Annotated in this window: 20 protein-coding genes; 14 read left to right on the top strand and 6 right to left on the bottom strand. The window is 68.5% G+C overall.

The genetic code is table 11. The features are described 5' to 3' along the window. Window positions 1-6: 6 nt before the first annotated feature. On the bottom strand, window positions 7-1,035 hold the full coding sequence (locus tag ABD927_RS06870; RefSeq protein ID WP_345247664.1) for a Bug family tripartite tricarboxylate transporter substrate binding protein: 1,029 nt from the start codon (window positions 1,033-1,035) through the stop codon (window positions 7-9). A gap of 107 nt (window positions 1,036-1,142) precedes the next feature. Further along, the gene (locus ABD927_RS06865; RefSeq protein WP_345247662.1) at window positions 1,143-2,027 is read right to left on the bottom strand and encodes a TauD/TfdA dioxygenase family protein; all 885 of its coding nucleotides are present in this window, start codon (window positions 2,025-2,027) and stop codon (window positions 1,143-1,145) included. 423 nt (window positions 2,028-2,450) lie between these two features. Here ABD927_RS06865 and ABD927_RS06860 point away from each other — a divergent pair, with 423 nt between their 5' ends. The 6 genes from ABD927_RS06860 to ABD927_RS06835 are packed head-to-tail and all read left to right on the top strand — an operon-like array spanning window position 2,451 to window position 7,719. Further along, entirely contained in the window at window positions 2,451-3,599 is a 1,149-nt protein-coding gene (locus ABD927_RS06860) for an aromatic ring-hydroxylating oxygenase subunit alpha (protein WP_345247660.1), read from the top strand. Next, on the top strand, window positions 3,596-4,672 hold the full coding sequence (locus ABD927_RS06855; protein ID WP_345247658.1) for an Ldh family oxidoreductase: 1,077 nt from the start codon (window positions 3,596-3,598) through the stop codon (window positions 4,670-4,672). Before ABD927_RS06860 ends, ABD927_RS06855 begins: the two co-directional genes overlap by 4 nt. Window positions 4,673-4,694: 22 nt before the next feature. Next, window positions 4,695-5,564 (top strand): substrate-binding periplasmic protein, encoded by an 870-nt coding sequence (locus ABD927_RS06850; RefSeq protein ID WP_345247656.1) that lies wholly within the window; start codon window positions 4,695-4,697, stop codon window positions 5,562-5,564. 60 nt (window positions 5,565-5,624) lie between these two features. Then, on the top strand, window positions 5,625-6,233 hold the full coding sequence (locus tag ABD927_RS06845; RefSeq protein WP_345247654.1) for a DUF1989 domain-containing protein: 609 nt from the start codon (window positions 5,625-5,627) through the stop codon (window positions 6,231-6,233). A 32-nt stretch (window positions 6,234-6,265) separates the two neighbouring features. Next, on the top strand, window positions 6,266-6,934 hold the full coding sequence (locus ABD927_RS06840) for an amino acid ABC transporter permease (protein WP_345247652.1): 669 nt from the start codon (window positions 6,266-6,268) through the stop codon (window positions 6,932-6,934). After that, on the top strand, window positions 6,913-7,719 hold the full coding sequence (locus ABD927_RS06835; RefSeq protein WP_345247650.1) for an amino acid ABC transporter ATP-binding protein: 807 nt from the start codon (window positions 6,913-6,915) through the stop codon (window positions 7,717-7,719). The genes ABD927_RS06840 and ABD927_RS06835 overlap by 22 nt, the downstream gene beginning before the upstream one ends. Before the next feature lie 54 nt (window positions 7,720-7,773). Here ABD927_RS06835 and ABD927_RS06830 read toward each other — a convergent pair whose 3' ends face one another. The 3 genes from ABD927_RS06830 to pssA all read right to left on the bottom strand — a co-directional run bounded on the left by ABD927_RS06830 (window position 7,774) and on the right by pssA (window position 11,056). Beyond that, window positions 7,774-8,580 (bottom strand): GntR family transcriptional regulator, encoded by an 807-nt coding sequence (locus tag ABD927_RS06830; protein WP_345247648.1) that lies wholly within the window; start codon window positions 8,578-8,580, stop codon window positions 7,774-7,776. An 83-nt stretch (window positions 8,581-8,663) separates the two neighbouring features. After that, window positions 8,664-10,208, bottom strand: a complete 1,545-nt coding sequence (locus ABD927_RS06825; protein WP_345247646.1) for a 2-isopropylmalate synthase — start codon at window positions 10,206-10,208, stop codon at window positions 8,664-8,666. Window positions 10,209-10,285: 77 nt separating this feature from the next. Then, window positions 10,286-11,056 (bottom strand): CDP-diacylglycerol--serine O-phosphatidyltransferase, encoded by a 771-nt coding sequence (gene pssA, locus ABD927_RS06820; protein ID WP_345247644.1) that lies wholly within the window; start codon window positions 11,054-11,056, stop codon window positions 10,286-10,288. Between the two features lie 337 nt (window positions 11,057-11,393). Between pssA and ABD927_RS06815 the strand changes: the two genes are divergently transcribed. The 4 genes from ABD927_RS06815 to ABD927_RS06800 all read left to right on the top strand — a co-directional run bounded on the left by ABD927_RS06815 (window position 11,394) and on the right by ABD927_RS06800 (window position 13,927). After that, the gene (locus ABD927_RS06815) at window positions 11,394-11,903 is read left to right on the top strand and encodes a hypothetical protein (protein WP_345247642.1); all 510 of its coding nucleotides are present in this window, start codon (window positions 11,394-11,396) and stop codon (window positions 11,901-11,903) included. 73 nt (window positions 11,904-11,976) lie between these two features. Next, the gene (locus ABD927_RS06810) at window positions 11,977-13,290 is read left to right on the top strand and encodes a hypothetical protein (RefSeq protein WP_345247640.1); all 1,314 of its coding nucleotides are present in this window, start codon (window positions 11,977-11,979) and stop codon (window positions 13,288-13,290) included. 55 nt (window positions 13,291-13,345) lie between these two features. Further along, window positions 13,346-13,627, top strand: a complete 282-nt coding sequence (locus tag ABD927_RS06805) for a type II toxin-antitoxin system RelE/ParE family toxin (protein WP_345247638.1) — start codon at window positions 13,346-13,348, stop codon at window positions 13,625-13,627. Window positions 13,628-13,633: 6 nt separating this feature from the next. Next, window positions 13,634-13,927, top strand: a complete 294-nt coding sequence (locus ABD927_RS06800; protein WP_425570206.1) for a HigA family addiction module antitoxin — start codon at window positions 13,634-13,636, stop codon at window positions 13,925-13,927. Window positions 13,928-13,986: 59 nt separating this feature from the next. Here the strand turns inward: ABD927_RS06800 and ABD927_RS06795 are convergent, their stop codons facing one another. Next, the gene (locus ABD927_RS06795; RefSeq protein WP_345247634.1) at window positions 13,987-14,892 is read right to left on the bottom strand and encodes a LysR family transcriptional regulator; all 906 of its coding nucleotides are present in this window, start codon (window positions 14,890-14,892) and stop codon (window positions 13,987-13,989) included. 403 nt (window positions 14,893-15,295) lie between these two features. Here ABD927_RS06795 and ABD927_RS06790 point away from each other — a divergent pair, with 403 nt between their 5' ends. Genes ABD927_RS06790 through ABD927_RS06775 form a run of 4 tightly spaced genes read left to right on the top strand, consistent with a single transcriptional unit; the run spans window position 15,296 to window position 19,264 of the window. Then, window positions 15,296-16,297: an ABC transporter permease gene (locus ABD927_RS06790; RefSeq protein WP_345247632.1), complete on the top strand. Its 1,002-nt coding sequence runs from the start codon at window positions 15,296-15,298 to the stop codon at window positions 16,295-16,297. Continuing rightward, window positions 16,294-17,139, top strand: coding sequence for an ABC transporter permease (locus ABD927_RS06785; protein WP_345247630.1), 846 nt, complete (start codon window positions 16,294-16,296; stop codon window positions 17,137-17,139). The genes ABD927_RS06790 and ABD927_RS06785 overlap by 4 nt, the downstream gene beginning before the upstream one ends. After that, window positions 17,136-18,194 (top strand): ABC transporter ATP-binding protein, encoded by a 1,059-nt coding sequence (locus ABD927_RS06780; RefSeq protein ID WP_345247628.1) that lies wholly within the window; start codon window positions 17,136-17,138, stop codon window positions 18,192-18,194. Before ABD927_RS06785 ends, ABD927_RS06780 begins: the two co-directional genes overlap by 4 nt. Next, window positions 18,191-19,264: an ABC transporter ATP-binding protein gene (locus ABD927_RS06775; protein ID WP_345247626.1), complete on the top strand. Its 1,074-nt coding sequence runs from the start codon at window positions 18,191-18,193 to the stop codon at window positions 19,262-19,264. Before ABD927_RS06780 ends, ABD927_RS06775 begins: the two co-directional genes overlap by 4 nt. The last annotated feature ends 18 nt before the right edge of the window (window positions 19,265-19,282 follow it).

The raw sequence follows: 19,282 nt of genomic DNA, 5'->3' as shown, positions 1-19,282 counted from the left end.
GGCTGCTCATTCCAATTGCAGGCCCAGCCGGGCCACCAGCTTTTTCCACTTGGCCGTTTCCGACCGGATCAGGTCGCCGAACGCCTCGGGCGATTCGCCGACCGGCCGGATGCCGCGCCGCTCGAAGGTCTTCGCCATCTCGGGCGTGCGCAACAAGGCCGCCATTTCGCGGTTGAGCCGGTCCACCACCGGCCGCGGCGTATTGGCCGGCGCCAGCACCCCGAGCCAGGTGCCGGAGCCGAAATCCGGCAATCCGCCCTCGTCCATGGTCGGCACCGAGGGCGCGATCGGCAGCCGCTGCGGCGCCATCGCCGCGATCGCCTTGAGCTTGCCGCTTTCCACCAGCGGCAGCACCGACGCCGCGTTGTCGAAGATGTACTGCACCTGCCCGGTAACGAGGTCGGCCACGGCCGGCGCGCCGCCCTTGTAGGCCACGTGCGTCGCATCGATGCCCGCGGCCACATTGAGCTGTTCGCCGTACAGATGGTTCAGCGTGTTGTTGCCGAACGAGGCGTAATTGACCTTGCCGGGATTGCGCTTCACATAGGCGATCAGCTCGGGCAGCGTGTTGGGCGGAAACGCAGGATTGGCCGCCAGCACGTAGGGGCCGGCCATTACCTGCACCACCGGCTGCAGGTCCGTGACCGGGTCGTAAGGCATGCTCTGCACGGTGGCCGCGGCGATCGACAGTTCCGACGGCGCGGCGAACAGCAGCGTATAGCCATCGGGATCGGCCCGCGCCACGGCCAGCGTGCCTATCTTGCCGCCGGCGCCGGGGCGGTTCTCCACCACTACCGGCTGGCCCAGCCGCTTCGACAGCTGTTCGGCCATGATCCGCGCCACGGCGTCGGCGCTGCCGCCCGGCGGCCAGGCCACGATGAACTTCACCGGCTTGTCGGGCCAGGCGGCCCAGGCCTGCGGATAGGCGACCGCCAGCGCCAGCGCGAGGCCGATCGGGCGCAATGCGCGGCCCAGGCGCAGACCGGCGGCGCGCAGGCGCGAAGAAAACATCGTGGAGGATTTCAGCATGCTCATGGATAGCTCCGCTCGGCGAATGCCGAAAGAAAACCTGCGTGCCTTCTGACCAGCGGCCCTGCTCCCCCTCCTCGCGCGGCGTCCGCCAGGGCGCCGACCGCCGGCGCTCAGCCCGCCAGCGGCTCGGCCACTTCGGGCCGCGGCGCGATCGGCCGTTCGCCCAGCGTGGTCGTGCGGTAGATCAGCCGGCGGTCGTTTTCCATGTCGTAGGGCGTGGCGGCGTGCAGCAGCACGCGGTTGTCCCACATCACCAGGTCGCGCGGCCGCCACGGGTGGGCATAGACGTGGGCCGGATCGACGATGCGCTCCACCAGCGCATCGACCATCGCCACGCCCTCTTCCTCGCTCATGCCGCTCACGCCCACGCAATCGGCGCGGTTGACGAACAGCCCTTCCTTGCCGGTGCCGGGATGGATGCGCAGCATGGGATGCGACACCGTGGGCGTCATCGCCTTCTGCGCCTCGGTCAGCGGCGCATACCAGTGCTTGACGCCGTGGGTCTTCTCGTAGCGGTAGAAGGCCTGCCGGCCGCGCAGGTCGGCCTTTTCTTCCTCGGTCAACTGCTCGTACACCCGGCGCTGGCTGGCGAACAGCGTGTGGTGCGGCCGGGCCGGCACCTCGGCGCCGTACAACAGCGTGAACGAAGCCGGCCGCGCCTTGTAGGCCCAGTCGGTGTGCCAGTGATGGCCGACCATCTTGGTGCCGAATGGCCGGCCTTCGCGCTGGGTGTTGGAGATCACGAAGATGTCGGGATACTCGGGATGGGTGAACTCGCTCTGCACGTGAGAGCCGTCGATCTCGCCCAGCAGGCGGGTGAAGTCCAGCAGTTCTGCCGGGGTCAGATCCTGGTCGCGGAAGACCAGCATGTGATGGGTGTAGATCAGCGCCTCGGTCAGGTCCTTCAGCGCGGGGGAGAGCCGGCGTACGTCGGCGTTGAGGACTTCACAGCCGATGTGCGGCGACAGCGGACGGGTGTTCCAGTCGAGCGTCATGGCGTAGCTCCTGGGGACGGGACGAAGAGTCCACGGGATCGTGCAAGAGCTGTGCCAGTGTGCCGCGCGCGCACGGCGCGAAGCACGGTTTTCCCTGGGAAACGATGGCGCCGGGGGCCCGCCCCGCGCGGCCCGGCGAAGCCGCTTCGCCGGCACAAATATGTGGCATGCCACGGTTATCTGACCGATTCAGGTGCGGCGGCCGCGTCGCCTGCACCGGGCCTGTGCAGATGCGCGAATCGACTGGGTTCGCGCCCGCGCCGCCAACGCTGTGCCATACCGGGCACCACCCTGGGGCGGCCGCTCGCGCGCGTCGAATCAACGATTGACAGCGTACCGGGCCACTTGTATGGTTATCCGTACAAATAGTATGGACGACACGCGGCGCAACCATTGCACACCATGCAGTGAGGGGGAAGCTCGATGATTTCAGCCGAATCCATTCTGGACGTACGCAGGCCCTGGCCGGAAGCGGCAACGCTGCCCCCCTCCTGCTATCACTCGCCCGAATTCCATGCCCTGGAGGTCGAGCACATCTTCAAGAAGAAGTGGATCCTGGTGGGCCGCAGCGACGAATGGAAAGAGGCCGGCGCATGCCGCAGCTTCCGGCTGTTCGGGATCCCCTTCCTGATCGTGCGCGACGAGTCGGGCACGCTGCGCGCCTTCGCCAACAGCTGCCGCCATCGCGGCGCCGAACTGATCGCCCGGGACTGTACGCTGTCGCGCATCGTGTGCCCCTACCACAGCTGGGCCTACCAGCTCGACGGCAGCCTGCGCGCCGCGCCGGGCATGGAGCATACGGCCGCCTTCGACAGGAGCGACTTCGGCCTGCTGCCGCTGCGCCTGGAAACGTGGCATACCTTCGTATTCGTGAACTTCGACCCGCACTGCGCGCCGCTGGCCGCCCAGCTCGGCAACCTGGACGAACACCTGGCGCCCTACGATTTCGAGAACGTCGTCACCGTGGGCGGCGACGAGTACGTGGTCAAGACCAACTGGAAAGCCTTCGTCGAAAACTCGATGGAATGGCTGCACCACATGACGGTGCACAAGCAATCCATCGCCCGCAAGGTGGCCACCATCGAGCGGCAGGTGGTGATAGGCGCGCCGGCCGATTACCTGCTGGTGCGCTCGCAGGCGCGCGGCGAATCGCGCGCGATGCTGGAAAGCGGCGGCGGCTTCCCGGTCGTGTCGGTGCTCACCGGCGCCGCGCGCGAGGGTTCGCAATACGTCCTGCTCTACCCGTACGCCATGCTCGGCTGCGACGTCGATTCCATCTGGTTCAAGCAGATGATCCCGGAAGGTCCGGATACCGTGCGGCTGAAGGCCACCTACTGCTTCCACAAGGAAACGGTAGCCCGCGCCGACTTCGCCGAAAAGGCGCCGATGTATTACCGGCGCTTCCGCAAGGTGGTGCAGGAAGACAATGCGGCGATGGAGCTGCAGTTCGCCGGCCTGAACTCGCCGCTGGCCCGACCCGGCCGCTACGCCGAGCGGGAAATCCTCGTCCACGCCATCGACAACTGGGTGGTGGACCACGTCTACCCCGACCTCGCCAGGAGCCCGGCATGACCGCCAGCCAGCACGACATCCCACGCTACGACTACGCGGCGCTGCTCGACTACGCCACCGGCCTGGCCGCGGCCGCCGGCCTGCCGCGCGACCGCGCCGCGGTGCTGGCCGAAGTGTTGCTCGAGGCCGACCTGATGGGGCACAGCACGCACGGCCTGGCGCAGTTGCCCGGCATGCTGAAGAACATCGAGGGCGGCGCGCTCAACGCCGGCGGGGAACCGGTCGTCGTCGCCGACCATGGCGCCTCGGTGGTGTGGGACGGCAACAAGCTGCCCGGCACCTGGCTGCTGTCGCGCGCCATCGACGAAGCCTGCACGCGCGCGGCCGAACACCCGGTCGTCACCTATGTCATCCGCCGCTCGGCCAACATCGCCAGCCTGGGCGCCTACCTGCGCCGGGCCACGGAGCGCGGCATGGTCATCTGGATCATGAACTCCGATCCGGCCATGCGCACCGTGGCGCCGGCCGGCTCGCTCGACCCGCAGCTGGCGCCCGATCCGCTCGCCTTCGGCTATCCCACCGACGGCCAGCCGGTGCTGATCGACACCAGCACCTCGCCCATCGCCAACGGCTGGATCCGCCGCTGGGCGGCCGAAGGCAGGCGCTTGCCCGAACCGTGGCTGCAGGATGCCCAGGGCAGGCTCAGCGACGACCCCGCCACGCTGTTCGGCCAGCCGGGCGGCTCGATGCTGCCGCTGGGCGGGCTCGCGCTCGGCCACAAAGGCTTCGCGCTGGGCCTGATCGTGGAGGTGCTGACGGCGGCGCTGTCGGGCACCGGCCGCGCCAATCCGCAGGAAGCCGCCGGCGGCACGCCGGTCTTCCTGCAGATCATCAACCCCGACTTCTTCGCCGGCGGCGGCGCGCTGGTGCGCGAGACCTCGTGGCTGGCGCAGGCCTGCCGCGCCAGCCGGCCGCGCAGCGCCGATGCCCCCGTGCGCATGCCAGGCGACACCGCCAACGCGCTGCGCGCCCGCCAATTGCAGGACGGCGTCGCGCCGTATCCGGGCATCATGCCGGAACTGTCCAAATGGGCAGACAAGCTGCACGTGAACGTACCCCTATCGATTTCCTGACGGTGACCTAGGAGCCCTAGCGATGAGTAGCCCCAGCACGTCTTTCTCGAAGTGGTCCACCCTGGCCTGTGCGGCGGCGCTCGCCGCCGCGGCGATCCTGGCCCCCGCCTCGTCCGCGCGGGCGCAGGCCCAGACCCGCGATACGTTCGAACGCATCCTCAGCGAAAAGAAGATCCGCTTCGGCTACATCACGGCCCCGCCCGGCATCATCCGCAACCCGGCCTCGGGCGAACTGTCTGGCTTCTACGTCGACGCCGCGCGCACCATCGCCCAGCTCATGAAGGTCGAACCCGTGTTCGTCGAAACGACCTGGGCCAATTTCGTGTCCGGCCTGCAGGCCGACCAGTTCGACGTGTCGATCGCGGCCACCTTCGCCACCATCCCGCGCGCGATGGCGGTATCGTTCACCGAGCCCATCAACTACCAGAGCTTCAGCGGCGTCGCCCGCAAGGGCGGCGCGCAGTTCAAGGATCTGGCCGATCTCAACAAGCCCGGCGTGCGGATCGCGGTGGTCCAGGGCAGCGCCGGGCACGAGTTCGTCACGCAGAACCTGCCGCAGGCGCAGGTGGTCGCGCTGGCCACCGCCAACCTGCAGCAGCCCTTCCTGGAAGTCAGCGCCGGCCGCGCCGACGTGGCCATCCAGGACGAGTCGCAGGTAAAGCGCTACGTGCCGGCGCATCCGGAAGTGGAGGCCATACTGGGCGGCAAGCTGTTCAACACGCTGCCCATCACCTGGGCCGTGCGGCGCGGCGACATGACGCTGCTGAACTTCATGAACACCAGCCTCACCTATATGCTGACCTCGGGCAAATGGGACGGCATCGTGTCGAAATACGGCCCCACCGGCCGCTATAAAGACACGCCGCAACTGGTGCCCTTCGGTACGTTCTGACATTCCGTCCGCCGGCCGCCCGCCGCGGCGGGCCGGCTTCCCGCGCCCTGGAGAACGCCCATGAAGCCAGCGCAGCAAGGCCTGATTCCCGCCCGCCATGGCAGCATGGCCTTGGTCGATGCGGGCCAGTCGATCCGCGTCATCAATACCCACGGCCAGCAGGTAGTCGACACCTGGGCGCTGTGCCGCGGCGATCCGGCGGAATACCTGTCGATGGAGCACACCCGCGCCGGCCTGTCGCGCCTGAGGCCGCGCGTGGGCGACGTGCTGCTGACCAACCGCCGGCGGCCGATCCTGGCGATCACGGCCGATACCTCGCCCGGCGTCCACGATACGCTGATCGCCGCCTGCGACATCTACCGCTACCACGGGCTCGGCTGTACCGGCTATCACCGCAACTGCACCGACAATTTCAACGAACAGCTGAAGCAGCTGGGCGTACCGCCCAGGCAGCCGCCCTGCCCGCTCAACCTGTTCATGAACATCCCGTGGAAGGCCGACGGCAGCCTGGAATTCGCCGCGCCGCCGTGCCGGCCGGGCGACTACATCGAGCTGCGCGCGCTGATGGACTGCGTGATGGTGTTCTCGGCCTGCCCGCAGGATATGCTGCCCATCAACGGCGCCGAATGCACGCCGACCGACGCCCATTATTCCGTAATGGGCGCTTGAGAGACGACACGGCCGCCCGGCGGAGAGCTGACATGAGCTATACGATGGATTTCGGCAGCGTCTGGCCGCTGCGCGAAGCCCTGCTGCGCGGCGCCGGCATGACGGCGCTGCTGACGCTGGCCGCCACCGGCATCGGGCTGGCGCTGGGCCTCCTGCTGGCGCTGCTGCGCGGCGGCAACAGCGGTCCGCTGCGCTATCTTGCGATGGCCTACATCGAGATCTTCCGGACCACGCCCGCGCTGGTGCAGCTGTTCTGGATCTACTACTCGCTGCCCATATTCACCGGCATCCAGCTTTCCAGCTTCACCTCGGTGGGCATCGGGCTGGGCATGCATTCGGCCGCCTACTTCGCCGAGATATTCCGCGCCGGCATCGAATCGGTGGAACGCGGGCAGACCCACGCCGCGCGCTCGCTGGGCATGAGCCGGCACCAGGCGCTGCGCCGCATCGTGCTGCCTCAGGCCCTGCAACGCATGGTGCCGCCGCTGATCAACGAATTCGTCAACCTCAGCAAGCTGACCACGCTGGCCTCGACGCTGGCGGTCTACGAACTGATGCACGAGGCCAACAACATCATCATCGATGTGCAGCGGCCGCTGGAGGTCTACACTGTGCTGGCGGCGATCTTCTTCATCATCCTCTTCCCGATCACGCTGGGGTCGAAATGGCTGGAGCAACGATGGGTCAGGCGCAGGTATTGACCGCCGCCGAGGCGCCGCAGACTCCTGCCCGGGTGTTCCAGGTCAGCGGGCTGCGCAAGTCGTTCGGCGGCAACGAAGTGCTGCGCGGCGTCTCGTTCGACGTGGCCGCCGGCGAAACGCTGTCGATCATCGGCCCCAGCGGCGGCGGCAAGAGCACGCTGCTCAGGTGCCTGAACTTCCTGGAGGAATACGACGACGGCGACGTCCGCTTCATGGGGGCCACGGTGGGCTATACGATGCGCGGCGGGCGGCGCCGGCGCGATGCCGAGCGCAACATCGACCGCCTGCGGGCCGAAATGGGCATGGTGTTCCAGAGCTTCAACCTGTTCCCGCACAAGACCATCCTGCAGAACGTGATCGAGGCGCCGATCCTGGTGTCGAAGCGGCCGCGGGCCGAGGCGGTGGCGGAGGCCGAGCACCTGCTCGACATGGTGGGCCTGTCGGCCAAGCGCGACGAATATCCCGCCTATCTGTCGGGCGGCCAGCAGCAGCGCGCGGCGATCGCCCGCGCGCTGGCCATGCACCCGAAGGCGATGCTGTTCGACGAACCCACCTCGGCGCTCGATCCGGAACTGGTGGGCGAAGTGCTTGAAGTCATGCGGAAACTGGCGCGCGACGGCATGACCATGCTGGTCGTCACCCACGAGATGAAATTCGCGCGCGACGTGGCCGACCGCGTCATCATGATGGACGGCGGCCGGGTGATCGAGGAAGGGCCGCCCGCCCAGGTCTTCTCCAACCCGCGCACCGGCCGCGCGCGGGCGTTCCTGGACCGGGTGCTGTAGGCACGAGCGGACGGGCCTGGCGCCGCCCCGGATGCAATCGGGCCGGCGCCGCGTTCAGGCGCGGCCCGCCGTGCGCGCGCGCCGCGCCTGGCCCGCGCCGCGCGCGCGTGGCAGGTTCACCGTATAGAAATAGCGGTCCGACCGGAAGTGCGACACGAAATACACCACCGGCCGGCGGCACGCGTCCACGAACAGGCGCTTGACCAGCAGCAGCGGCGTGCCGGCCGGCATGTCCAGCAGTTCGGCGACCTCGGGCGCCGCCATCGCCGCATCGATGTGGCGATATTCCTCTTCCACCGCCGGACCGTGGATGGACCGCAGCGCCGGCACGAACAAGCCGGTGCGCAGGCGCATCCTGGCGATCTGGCGGCCCGTTTCCACCGGGAACGACGCCTGCAGCAGCACCAGCGGGCTGCCGTCCAGGAAACGCAGCCGGTTGATCTCGAACGCCTTGCCGCCCTCCGCCAGCTTGAGGGCTTGCGCCACCTCGGCGCCGGGTGCGACCATGCCTTGCCTGACCAGCTTGGCGCGCGTGGTGATGCCCATCGCGGCGAGGTCTTCGATCGGACCGGTGATGCGCCGGTCTTCCGGCCCGTCCACCTGGCGCGCCAGCCAGGTGCCGACGCGCGGACGGCGGGCGATGATGCCGTCCTCTTCCAGGGCGCGCAGCGCCGCGCGAATGGTTTCGCGGCTCACGCCGAACTGGCTGGCCAGCGTCGGTTCGGTGGGCAGCTTGTCGCCCGGCGCCAGCGTGGCCAGCCAGCGCAGCAGGATGGTGCGGACCTGCAGGTATTTGGGAGTGGCATCAAACAAAAGCGTGGCCCCGGGGCCGCGCGCCGATTGATGCGACGGGTCCTTCATGAAAACGCTCCGGTGCGCTCGGGGGTAGCGAGCGAGGGAGCCACTATACCGCCTTCGCCTTGAGGAGCGCGGTACGGGCCCGCCTACTGCGGCGCTTGCGCGTACACCCGCTCCACGGTGGCGTGCAGCTTGTTCAGCGCCGCCAGGTAGGCCTTGGCCGCCGCCACCACGATGTCGGGATCGGCGCCCACGCCGTTGACGATGCGCCCGGCCTTCGACAGCCGCATGGTCACCTCGCCCTGCGACTCGGTGCCGGTCGTGATCGCGTTGACGGAAAACAACAGCAGTTCCGCCTGGCTACCCACGTGGCTTTCGATGGCACGCACGGTGGCGTCCACCGGACCGTTGCCTTCGCCGCTGGCGATGATTTCGCTGTCGCCCTCGGCGAACACCACGCGGGCCTGCGGCCGTTCGCCGGTTTCCGATCTCTGCGACAAGGCGACGAAACGGTAATAGCCCTCGCCGGCGTCGACGTGGTCGCCCGACACCAGCGCATGGATATCTTCGTCGAAGATCTCCGACTTGCGGTCGGCCAGTTCCTTGAAACGCGCGAAGGCGTCGTTCAAGGCCTGTTCGGAGTCGAGCTCGATGCCGAGTTCCGACAGCCGCTGCTTGAAGGCATTGCGCCCCGACAGCTTGCCCAGCACGATCCTGTTGGCCGACCAGCCCACGTCTTCGGCCTGCATGATTTCGTAGGTCTGCCGCGCCTTCAGCACGCCGTCCTGGTGGATGCCGGAGGCATGGGCGAAGGCGTTGGCGCCGACGATGGCCTTGTTCGGCTGCACCACGAAGCCGGTGATACCCGACACCAAGCGCGAAGCCGGCACGATCTGCGTGGCGTCGATGCCGACCTCGAGCCCGAAGTAGTCCTTGCGCGTGCGCACGGCCATCACAACTTCTTCCAGCGAACAGTTGCCGGCGCGCTCGCCCAGCGCGTTGATGGTGCATTCCACCTGGCGCGCGCCGCCGATCTTGATGCCGGCCAGGGAATTGGCCACCGCCAGGCCGAGGTCGTCGTGGCAGTGGACCGACCATACGGCGCGGTCGGAGTTGGGGATGCGCTCGCGCAGCATGCGGATGAATTCGCCGTACTGTTCGGGCATGGCGTAGCCGACGGTATCGGCCACGTTGATGGTGGTGGCGCCTTCCCGGATCACGGCCTCGATCACCCGGCACAGGAAATCGGGATCCGAGCGGCTGCCGTCTTCCGGCGAGAATTCGATGTCGTCGCTATGCTGCCGCGCGAAGCGCACGGCCAGCCGCGCCTGCTCGAACACCTGGTCGGGCGTCATGCGCAGCTTTTTTTCCATGTGCAGCGCGCTGGTGGCGATGAAGGTGTGGATACGCGGCCGGGCCGCGCCGCGCAGCGCCTCGGCGGCGCGGGCGATGTCGCGGTCGTTGGCGCGCGACAGCGAGCAGACGCTGGCGTCGCGCACGGCGGCGGCGATCGCGCGCACCGATTCGAAATCGCCGTTGCTGGCGGCCGCGAAGCCCGCTTCGATCACGTCGACCCGCAGCTTTTCGAGCTGCTTGGCGATGCGGACTTTTTCCTCGCGGGTCATCGACGCGCCGGGGCTTTGCTCGCCGTCGCGCAGGGTGGTGTCGAAAATGATCAGCTTGTCGGCCATCGGCGGTTCTCCTGGGGAGGTCCATTTTAAACCGGCCCCCCATGGCAGGCCGATGCCGGGCCTTGCAGCCCGCCGAATCAGCCGAAGCCGCGCCGGCTCTGCTGCAGGCGGCGCGCGCGGTGCCAGCGCCAGGCCCACATCACGTAGCCCGATATGCCGTAGATCACGAACAGCGTGAACAGCACGATGGGCGGATCGCTGGAGATGAACACGAAGGCCAGCACCACCAGCAGGATCACCCAGAACGGCACGCTGCGGCCGAGCGCGAACGACTTGCCGCTGAAGAACAGCGCGTTCGACACCATGCTCACGCCGGCGTAGACCGTGACCACGAAGGCCGCCCATGGCATCCACAGTTCCCTGATGGGCAGCTTGTTGTCGATGGTCAGCCAGACGAAGCCGGCCACCAGCGCCGCCGCCGCCGGGCTGGGCAGCCCCTGGAAGAAGCGCTTGTCGACCACGCCGATGTTGGTGTTGAAGCGGGCCAGGCGCAGCGCGGCCCCCGCCACGTAGATGAACGCGGCCAGCCAGCCCCAGCGGCCGATGCCGTTCAGGATCCACTCGTACATCACCAGCGCGGGCGCGACGCCGAACGACACCATGTCGGACAGCGAATCGTACTGCTCGCCGAAGGCCGACTGGGTGTTGGTGAGCCGCGCCACGCGGCCATCCATGCCGTCGAGCACCATGGCGACGAAGATGGCGATGGCGGCGGCCTCGAAGCGCTCATTCATGGCCTGGACGATGGCGTAGAAGCCGGCGAACAGTGCGGCCGTGGTGAAGGCGTTGGGCAGCAGGTAGATGCCGCGGTGGCGGAGTTCGGGGTCTCTCATGGTCTTGCGAGTCATCTTGGCATGCCGGCCCCCGCGGACCGGGCGCCGATCGCCCATGCGCGGGGACCGGACTGAAATATGAGGTTCATGGAACAAGGTTAACCGATGCCGTGCGGGGCGCCAATCGGCCGCCGCGGCCGCGTGTGCCTGGGGTCACACAGTCACCGGCACGATGCTCCCCGCAACGGCGCGTCGCGGCCATTCTCGCTTTCCCTCTCGGATACCGATGTCACGGACAGTTGCGTCCACTTTCACCTTACGCGTGAACATGACGCTGCCTAGTATCGGCATTGCGGCATGGGCCGCACGCCGGCATGCCCGGCGATCACCCGCCATACACGGAGGTTCGTCCATGAAGCGGTACGGTCCGGCGCTGGCGTGCGCCTGTCTCGTTCTTGTGGCCGGCTGCGGCGCCGGCGGCGATGCGCAGCAGGATTCCGCGGCGGAGCAGGTGGCCGCGCTGGAGGCCGGCGGCGACATTCCGGCACTCGACCGTACCGCGGGCCTGCTCGGTCCCGATGCCGACGGCAATGGCGTGCGCGACGATATCGACCGCTACCTGGCCGGGCTGGCGCTAGAACCCACGCAGGCGTCGGCCGCTGAACAGTTCGCCCGCGCGCTCCAGTCCACCCTGGCGGCCGACCCGGCCGACGAAGCCGCGGTCCGGCAGGCCGCCCTCGGCCTGTCGCGCGCCGGCCAGTGCCTGGCCTTCCGCCACGTGCCGAACCGTTCCGGGCTGATCACCGCCCTCGAAGGTTTCACGGCCGACACGCGCGAACGCTCGGCGCGCTACATGGGTTTCAATCGCGCGCTTTCGGGGTCCGTGTCGCGCCTGTTGTCCGGGGATACCTGCGATGGCTGAGCCGCGGCGGCCCGTACGGGTGCGGTCGGCGGCGCGATCGGCAGCGTGGCCGCGGCGGGCCCTGCGCCTTGCCATGCCGGCCTTCCTGTTCCACGCGGCCCCCGCCACGGCCGTGCCCGCGCCCATGCCGCTGTGCGAACCGGCCGGCTACGTCGTCGGCTTCTTCAACGGCGTCTGGAATACCCGCGCCCAGGCCGACGAAAGCCTGCGCCACCTGCGCGAAACGGCCGGCGAGGTATTCGACGGCGCCCGCCTGGACTACGAACTGTTCTACAACCAGACCGGCATCGGCCGCGCCGGCGCGAGCGCGCTGGAAGACATCGCCGAGGTCTTCATCCAGCGCGCCGACGAACTGGACGGCGCGCTGTCCAACCGCTGGGAAATCTTCTGGGAACTGCTGGCCGGCGCTCCCGGCGGCCTGGCCGCGCGCCGCCGGGCGGCCGACGTGATCGCCGAAGCCGGCCCGGCGCTGAAAGACCTGCTGCACGCCGTCTACACCGATCTCATCGCCAAATCGGCCGCCGGCTGGTCCGCCCTGCTGAGCGACCCGCCGCTGGCGTCCGCCTATGCCGCCCAGCGCACCCGCATCCAAGGCCTGCTGGCCGAAGGCCGGAAACTGATCCTGGTCGCCCATTCGCAAGGCAATCTCTTCATGAACCAGGCCTACCGCGAAGCCGCCGCCAAGGCCGGCTCCGGCCGCATCCGCGCCATCCACGTGGCGCCCGCCTCGCCCACCCTGTCGGGCCCGCACGTGCTGGCCGACCTCGACCTGGTCATCAACGCGCTGCGCCTGCAAGGCGCCGCCTCCGTCCCGCCCATCACGGCCTACCTGCCGGCCGGCCACCTGCTGACGGACCCGAGCGGCCACATGTTCGCGGCCACCTATCTCGCCACCGACCTGCAATCCGGGCAACAGACCGCCGACGCCCTGCAAGCCGCACTGCGCGCGCTGGTCACGCCGGGGTCGCCCGAAAACGCCGGCTTCTTCACGGCAACCATCACCTGGGACGGCCCCGGCGACGTCGACCTCCATGTAGCGGAACCCGGCGGCGCGCACGTCTACTACCGGCAGCGCCATGGCGACAGCGGCTACCTGGACACGGACGACACCGTCGCCGACGGCCCGGAACACTACTACGCCACCTGCGACGCCGCCCGCCTGCTGCCCGGCATCTACCAGATAGGCATCAATCCCTACGCCAGCACCGAAGCGCGCCGGGTAACGCTACAGATCGCCACCGCCGCCGATGGCGAGGTCTTCTCGCGCACCACGGACGCCGGGCCGGCGCGTGGCGACACCGGCAACGATACGCCGCGGCCCATCGTCCGGGTTGAAGTCACGCATACGGAAGCAGGTGCCTGGCGGGCGCGCGTGCTGCCCGGATGACAACGCTCCGTTTGTATCCTGTATCGATACAAGATACAATAAGGAACGAAATCAGATGATAAAAAGCTTCCGCCACAAGGGCTTGCAACTATTTTTTGAAACGGGCTCCAGGGCCAAGATCCACGCCCCCCATGCCGACAAGCTCCGGCGCCAGCTGCTTGCGCTCAATCGCGCGGCGCGGCCCGAAGACATGGGCGTTCCCGGATGGCGCCTGCACCCGCTGAAAGGGCAGGACCTGACGGGCCATTGGGCGGTGTGGATCAACGGCAATTGGCGGCTGGCCTTCCGTTTCGAAGGAGAAGACGCCAGATTGGTGGACTACCAGGACTATCACTAGGAGCAGATCGTGCGCATGCACAGCCCCCCTCACCCCGGCAGCGTCCTCAAGGAAGACGTATTGCCGGCGCTCGAACTGACCGTGACCCAGGCAGCCGCACAGCTGGGCGTGTCGCGTGTCCAGCTGTCGCGTTTCATCAATGGCAAATCGGGCGTCACGCCCGATCTGGCGATCAGGCTGTCGAAGTGGATCCCTGCGCCCACCGCGATCATGTGGCTGCATATGCAGGCGGATTACGACCTGTGGCAGGCCGAGCATTCCGGAAGGCGCTGGGAAGCGGCGCCCATGCACGCACGCTGAGGGAAAGTACCCTGCCAAGCTGCACCAGCCAGGCCTGTCACGGCCAAGGCCAGGCAGCCCTACGCCACCAGTTCGGCCTCCGATACCCGCTGCCCCATATCCAGGAACCGCCTCACGTCCTCCCGCGTATCGCTGCGCCGGTACACCATATTGACCGGCGCCGTGAGCGACGGGCTGGCCACCAGCGGCCGGTAGACGATACCGTCCAGCCGGAACGCCTCCATAGAGCGTGGAATGACGGTGAGCCCGCCTCCGGCGGCGGCCATGTTCAGCGCCGACAGCAAGCGCCGGGTTTCGGCCGCCACCTTCGGTTCGAAGCCCGAGCGGGCACAGCGCGCCAGCAGCATCTGGGCGATGCCCACGCACCGCTCCTGCCGGTAGATCACCAGTTTCTCCATCTTCAGATCGTGCAGATTCAGGTAGTCCTGCTCCGCCCGCGGATGGTCGGCAGGAAGCGCGACGACCAGATCGTCCTCGGCCAGCCACTGCGACGCCAGCGCCTGGGTGGGCGGCGCGTCGGCGCGGATGAAGGCGACGTCGAGGGCTTCATCGGCCAGGGCCTTGAGCAGATCGATCGCGGCGCCTTCCTCGATGTGCAATGACGCGACGTGCCCGTCGTCGCGGAAGCGGTTCAGCAGCGCCCGGGTCCGCGAATGGATGGCCGACGAGGTGGTCAAGCCCACGCGCAGCGTGCGCTGCGAGGCGGGATCGAAGCGGCGCACCTTCTGGATGGCGGCGTCGGCGGCCGCCAGGATGTCGCGCGCGTCGTCCAGGAACAATCTGCCGGCCTGGTTCAGTTCGATCCGGCGCGGGCTGCGGTCGAACAATTGCACGCCCAGTTCGCGCTCCAGGATCTGGATCTGCTGGGTGAGCGGCGGCTGCCGCATGCCGAGCCGGTGTGCGGCGCGCGTGACGTGCCCCTCTTCGGCCACCGCGACGAAATAGCGGAGATGACGCAGTTCCATGACGACCCTCGATGCTTCCGGACATGAACGGCGGCGCCGCGAAGACGATGGCCATTCCCGATCCGGATGCGGCTCGCCCGTGCGCCCCGATGCTGCATCGCGGCAGCCGGCCGGGTTTCTGGATTTTATTGCAATCGGGCTGCAGTCAATATCACAGTATTAAATATCCTTATTATCTTTTCTGTGTTGCCGGCCGCCGCCGGAAACACTAGAGCCCAGCAGGATGCCCACGCACGCCGCGCCACGATATTTTTCCGATATATGCCGGCAGCGGTTGCCTTATTAATAAAACCGCATATTCTTCGGCAAACAAATTCATTCTTATTTCCGGCCGGATAAATAATAGTACCGAAACCGGCCGCATGGCCGGCTTTGCATTTTTCGTGGATCGCAAACCCGACCGATGACGGCCGCCCTTCGCCTCGCCCCCATTCACCGCTACCTGCTCAAGCGCCTGCTGCAGGTGATCCCGACCGCACTCGTGATCGTGCTGGTTTCCTTCGTGCTGATGAAAAGCGCCCCCGGCGACATGGTCGACGTGATCGCCGGCGAGTCGGGCGGCGCCACTGCCGAATACATGGAAGACATGCGCAAGCTGTACGGCCTCGACGTGCCGGTGCAGGAGCAGTTCCTGACCTTCCTGAAGAACGTCTCGCACCTGGACCTGGGCTATTCGTTCCGCGACAGCATGCCGGTGTCGGAACTGATCTGGAGCGCGCTGCCTGCCACGCTGCTGCTGTCGCTGACCGCCATCCTGTTCGCCGTGGCTTTGGGCATCGCGCTGGGCGCCATCGCCGCCCGCTTCCGCGGCACGCCGCTCGACACGGGCATCACGGTCGTCTCCAGCATCGGCTTCGCCACCCCGCTGTTCTGGGTCGGCCTGATGCTGATCGTGCTGTTCGGCGTCAAGCTGCGCTGGCTGCCGGTGGCCGGCCTGACCACGGTCGGCATGGACTACGCCTCGAACTGGGATTACGCCAAGGACGTGGCCGCCCACCTGGTTCTGCCCGCGCTATCGCTGGGCTGTTTCTACCTGGCGCTGTACGTGCGGCTGACGCGTTCGGCCATGCTCGAAATCTTCGATCTGGACTTCGTCCGCACCGCGCGGGCCAAGGGCATTTCGGAGTGGCGCGTGGTGGTGCGGCACGTGCTGCGCAACGCGCTGCTGCCGATCGCCACCGTGACGGGGCTGCAACTGGGCGGCCTGTTCAGCGGCACGGTGGTGATCGAAACCGTCTTCGGCTGGCCCGGCATCGGCCGCATCGCCTACGACGCGGTCACGGCGCGCGACATCAACCTGTTCCTGTCGATCTTCCTGTGCAGTTCCTTCCTGGTGGTCGCGATGAACCTGGTGGTGGACCTGCTCTATGCCGTGCTCGACCCCCGCATCGAGGTGGCGGCATGACGGTGCGCGCGCACGAACTGGGCCGGCGGCTGGTCCGCTCGCCGGCGGCCCTGGCCGGCCTGCTGCTGGTAGGCGCGGCGCTGGCGGCGGCGCTGCTGGCCGGCTGGCTGTATCCGGGCGACCCGCGCGACATGGTGGGCGCGGCCACGATCTGGCCCGGCACCGACGCCCGCTTCCCGCTGGGCACCGACATGCTCGGCCGCGACATGGCCTCGGCCATCCTGCACGGCGCGCGCCAGTCGCTGGCGATCGGACTGGCGGCCACGCTGCTGGCGGTAGCGGTGGGCGTGCTGGTGGGCGTGGTGTGCGGCTATTTCGGCGGCGCGCTGGACGACGCGCTGATGCGCTTCACCGAAATCTTCCTGACCATGCCGACGCTGCTGTTCACCATCGCGCTGGTCATCATTCTCGGCCCGTCGCAGTCCAGCATCGCGCTGGCGCTGGGGCTGACTTCGTGGCCGCAGATCGCGCGGCTGGTGCGCGCCGAGGCGATGCGCGCGCGGCAGTACGACTACGTGAGCGCGGCCGTGACGATGGGCATGGGCCACGGGCGCATCATCCTCGGCCACATCCTGCCCAACAGCCTGTCGCCCGTGATGGTGGCGGCCTCCGAGCTGATCGCCCACGTCATCCTGGCCGAGGCCGCCCTCTCCTTCTTGGGGCTGGGCGACAACGAAAGCATGTCGTGGGGCGCCATGGTCGGGGCCGGCCGCCAGGTGCTGCGCACCGCCTGGTACATGACGGCCGAGCCCGGCCTGGCCATCTGCCTGACCGTGATCGCGTTCACGCTGCTCGGCAACGGCATCAACGACGCGCTCAATCCCAAGGGGCATGCCCGATGAGTGCGCCCGCCCGCGGGGAGGATGTCGCGCGGCGACAGGAGGGCACGGCAAGCGCGCCGGTGCTGGCGGTCGACCGCCTGGGCGTCAGCTTCGCCGGCGCCGGCCGCCGCATCGCCGTGGTCGAAGACCTGACCTTTTCCGTGCGCCGCGGCGAAACGCTGGCGATCGTGGGCGAATCGGGCTGCGGCAAGTCGGTTACCGCGCTCGCGCTGACCCGCCTGCTGCCGCGCACGGCGCGCATCGACGGCCACGTCGCGTTCGAAGGCCAGGACCTGGCCGCGCTGCCGGAAAAGCGCATGCGAGCCGTGCGCGGCAACCGGCTGGCGATCATCTTCCAGGACCCGATGGCCGCCCTCAATCCCGTGATGACGATCGGCGCCCAGCTGGCCGAGGCCATCCGCGCGCACGAGGCGGTCGACGCCAAGGCGGCCCGCGCGCGCGCCGAGGAACTGCTGGAACTGGTCCGCATTCCGCAGGCCCGCCACCGGCTGGACGAGTACCCGCACCGCCTGTCCGGCGGCATGCGCCAGCGCGTGGTGATCGCGATGGCGCTGGCTTCGAACCCCTCGCTGCTGATCGCCGACGAACCCACCACCGCGCTGGACGTGACCATCCAGGCCCAGATCCTCGCGCTGCTCAAGCGGCTGCAGGAAGAACTCGGCATGGCGCTGGTCCTGATCACACACGACCTCGGCGTGGTGGCCGAGAACGCCGACCGGGTGCTGGTCATGTATGCCGGCCGGCAGGTCGAGCAACAGGAAGTGACCGGCCTGTTCGACCGGCCGCTGCACCCTTATACCCGCCGGCTGATGCAGGCGCGGCCGCATTTCACGCCGGGCGCCGCGGGCGAACGCGGGCGCCTGCAGGAGATTCCGGGCATCGTGCCGGCGCCCGGCAGCGGCCAGGGCGGCTGTGCCTTCCACGCCCGCTGCGACATCGCCACCGATGTCTGCCGCGCCGCGCGGCCGCTGCTGCTGCCGTTCGGCGCGCAGGCCAGCGCCGCCTGCCACCAGTTGCGAGGCGACGGCGTCCATCTCACCGGAGCCCTGCCATGAGCCTGCTCAGCGTACAAGACCTGCACGTGCGCTACCGGACCCGGCGCGGCGTGCTGCATGCCGTCGACGGCGTATCGTTCGAGCTCGCCCCGGGCGAGACCCTGGGCCTGGTCGGCGAATCGGGATGCGGCAAATCCTCGCTCGGCAAGGCCGTCATGCGCCTGCTCGAACCCCATTCGGGATCGGTCCGGCTGGAGGATCTCGACATCACCCATCTTTCGCCGTCGGAACTGCGGCCGCACCGCAAGCGCTTCCAGATGGTGTTCCAGGACCCCGGCGGCTCGCTCGACCCGCGGCAGCGGATCTCCAAGCTGCTGCAGACGCCGCTGGCGCTGCACAAGCTGGGCACCGTGGCCGAGCGCAAGGCGCGCGTGCAGGAACTGATGCAGCAGGTGGGGCTGCGGCCCGACATGGCCGAGCGCCTGCCGCACGAGTTCTCGGGCGGACAGCGCCAGCGCATCGCCATCGCCCGCGCGCTGGCCCTGCATCCGCAGCTGATCGTGTGCGACGAGCCGGTCTCCGCGCTCGATGTATCTCTGCAGGCGCAGATCCTGAACCTGCTGGCCGACCTGCAGCGCACGCACGGCATGGCCTATCTCTTCATCAGCCACGATCTATCGGTGGTGCAGCACGTGGCCGACCGGGTGGCCGTGATGTACCTCGGCCGCATCGTCGAACTGGCCTCGCGCGCCGAGATCTGGCGCCGTCCCGCGCACCCCTACACCCGCGCGCTGATCGGCGCGATCCCGGTGCTCGATCCGCGCCGGGTTCGCATCGCCGACAAGCCGATGCTGCAGGGCGACCTGCCCAATCCGTTCCAGCCGCCGGCGGGCTGCAGCTTCCATACCCGCTGCCCGCATGCCGTCGCGCTGTGCCGCGAACGGACGCCGGCGCTGGAGGAAATCGCGCCCGGGCACACCGTGGCCTGCCACTTGCGCGACGCCCTGGCGGGCCGGCCGGAACCCGCCGGCCAGACCGGCCAGGTGGTGCACTTCATGCGCCGCCAGGCGCCGGCCCACGCGGCCTTGCCCGCCGGCGCCGCCGCGGCCCGGGCCGCGCACACCCCCTGACGCTCCGCCTTTCCACTC

The sequence above is a fragment of the Pigmentiphaga soli genome, assembly GCF_039541095.1.
Taxonomy (GTDB): Bacteria; Pseudomonadota; Gammaproteobacteria; order Burkholderiales; family Burkholderiaceae_B; genus Pigmentiphaga; species Pigmentiphaga soli.
The sequence above is the reverse complement of the archived record's forward strand: the minus strand, read 5'-3'. Positions and strand labels throughout refer to the sequence as shown.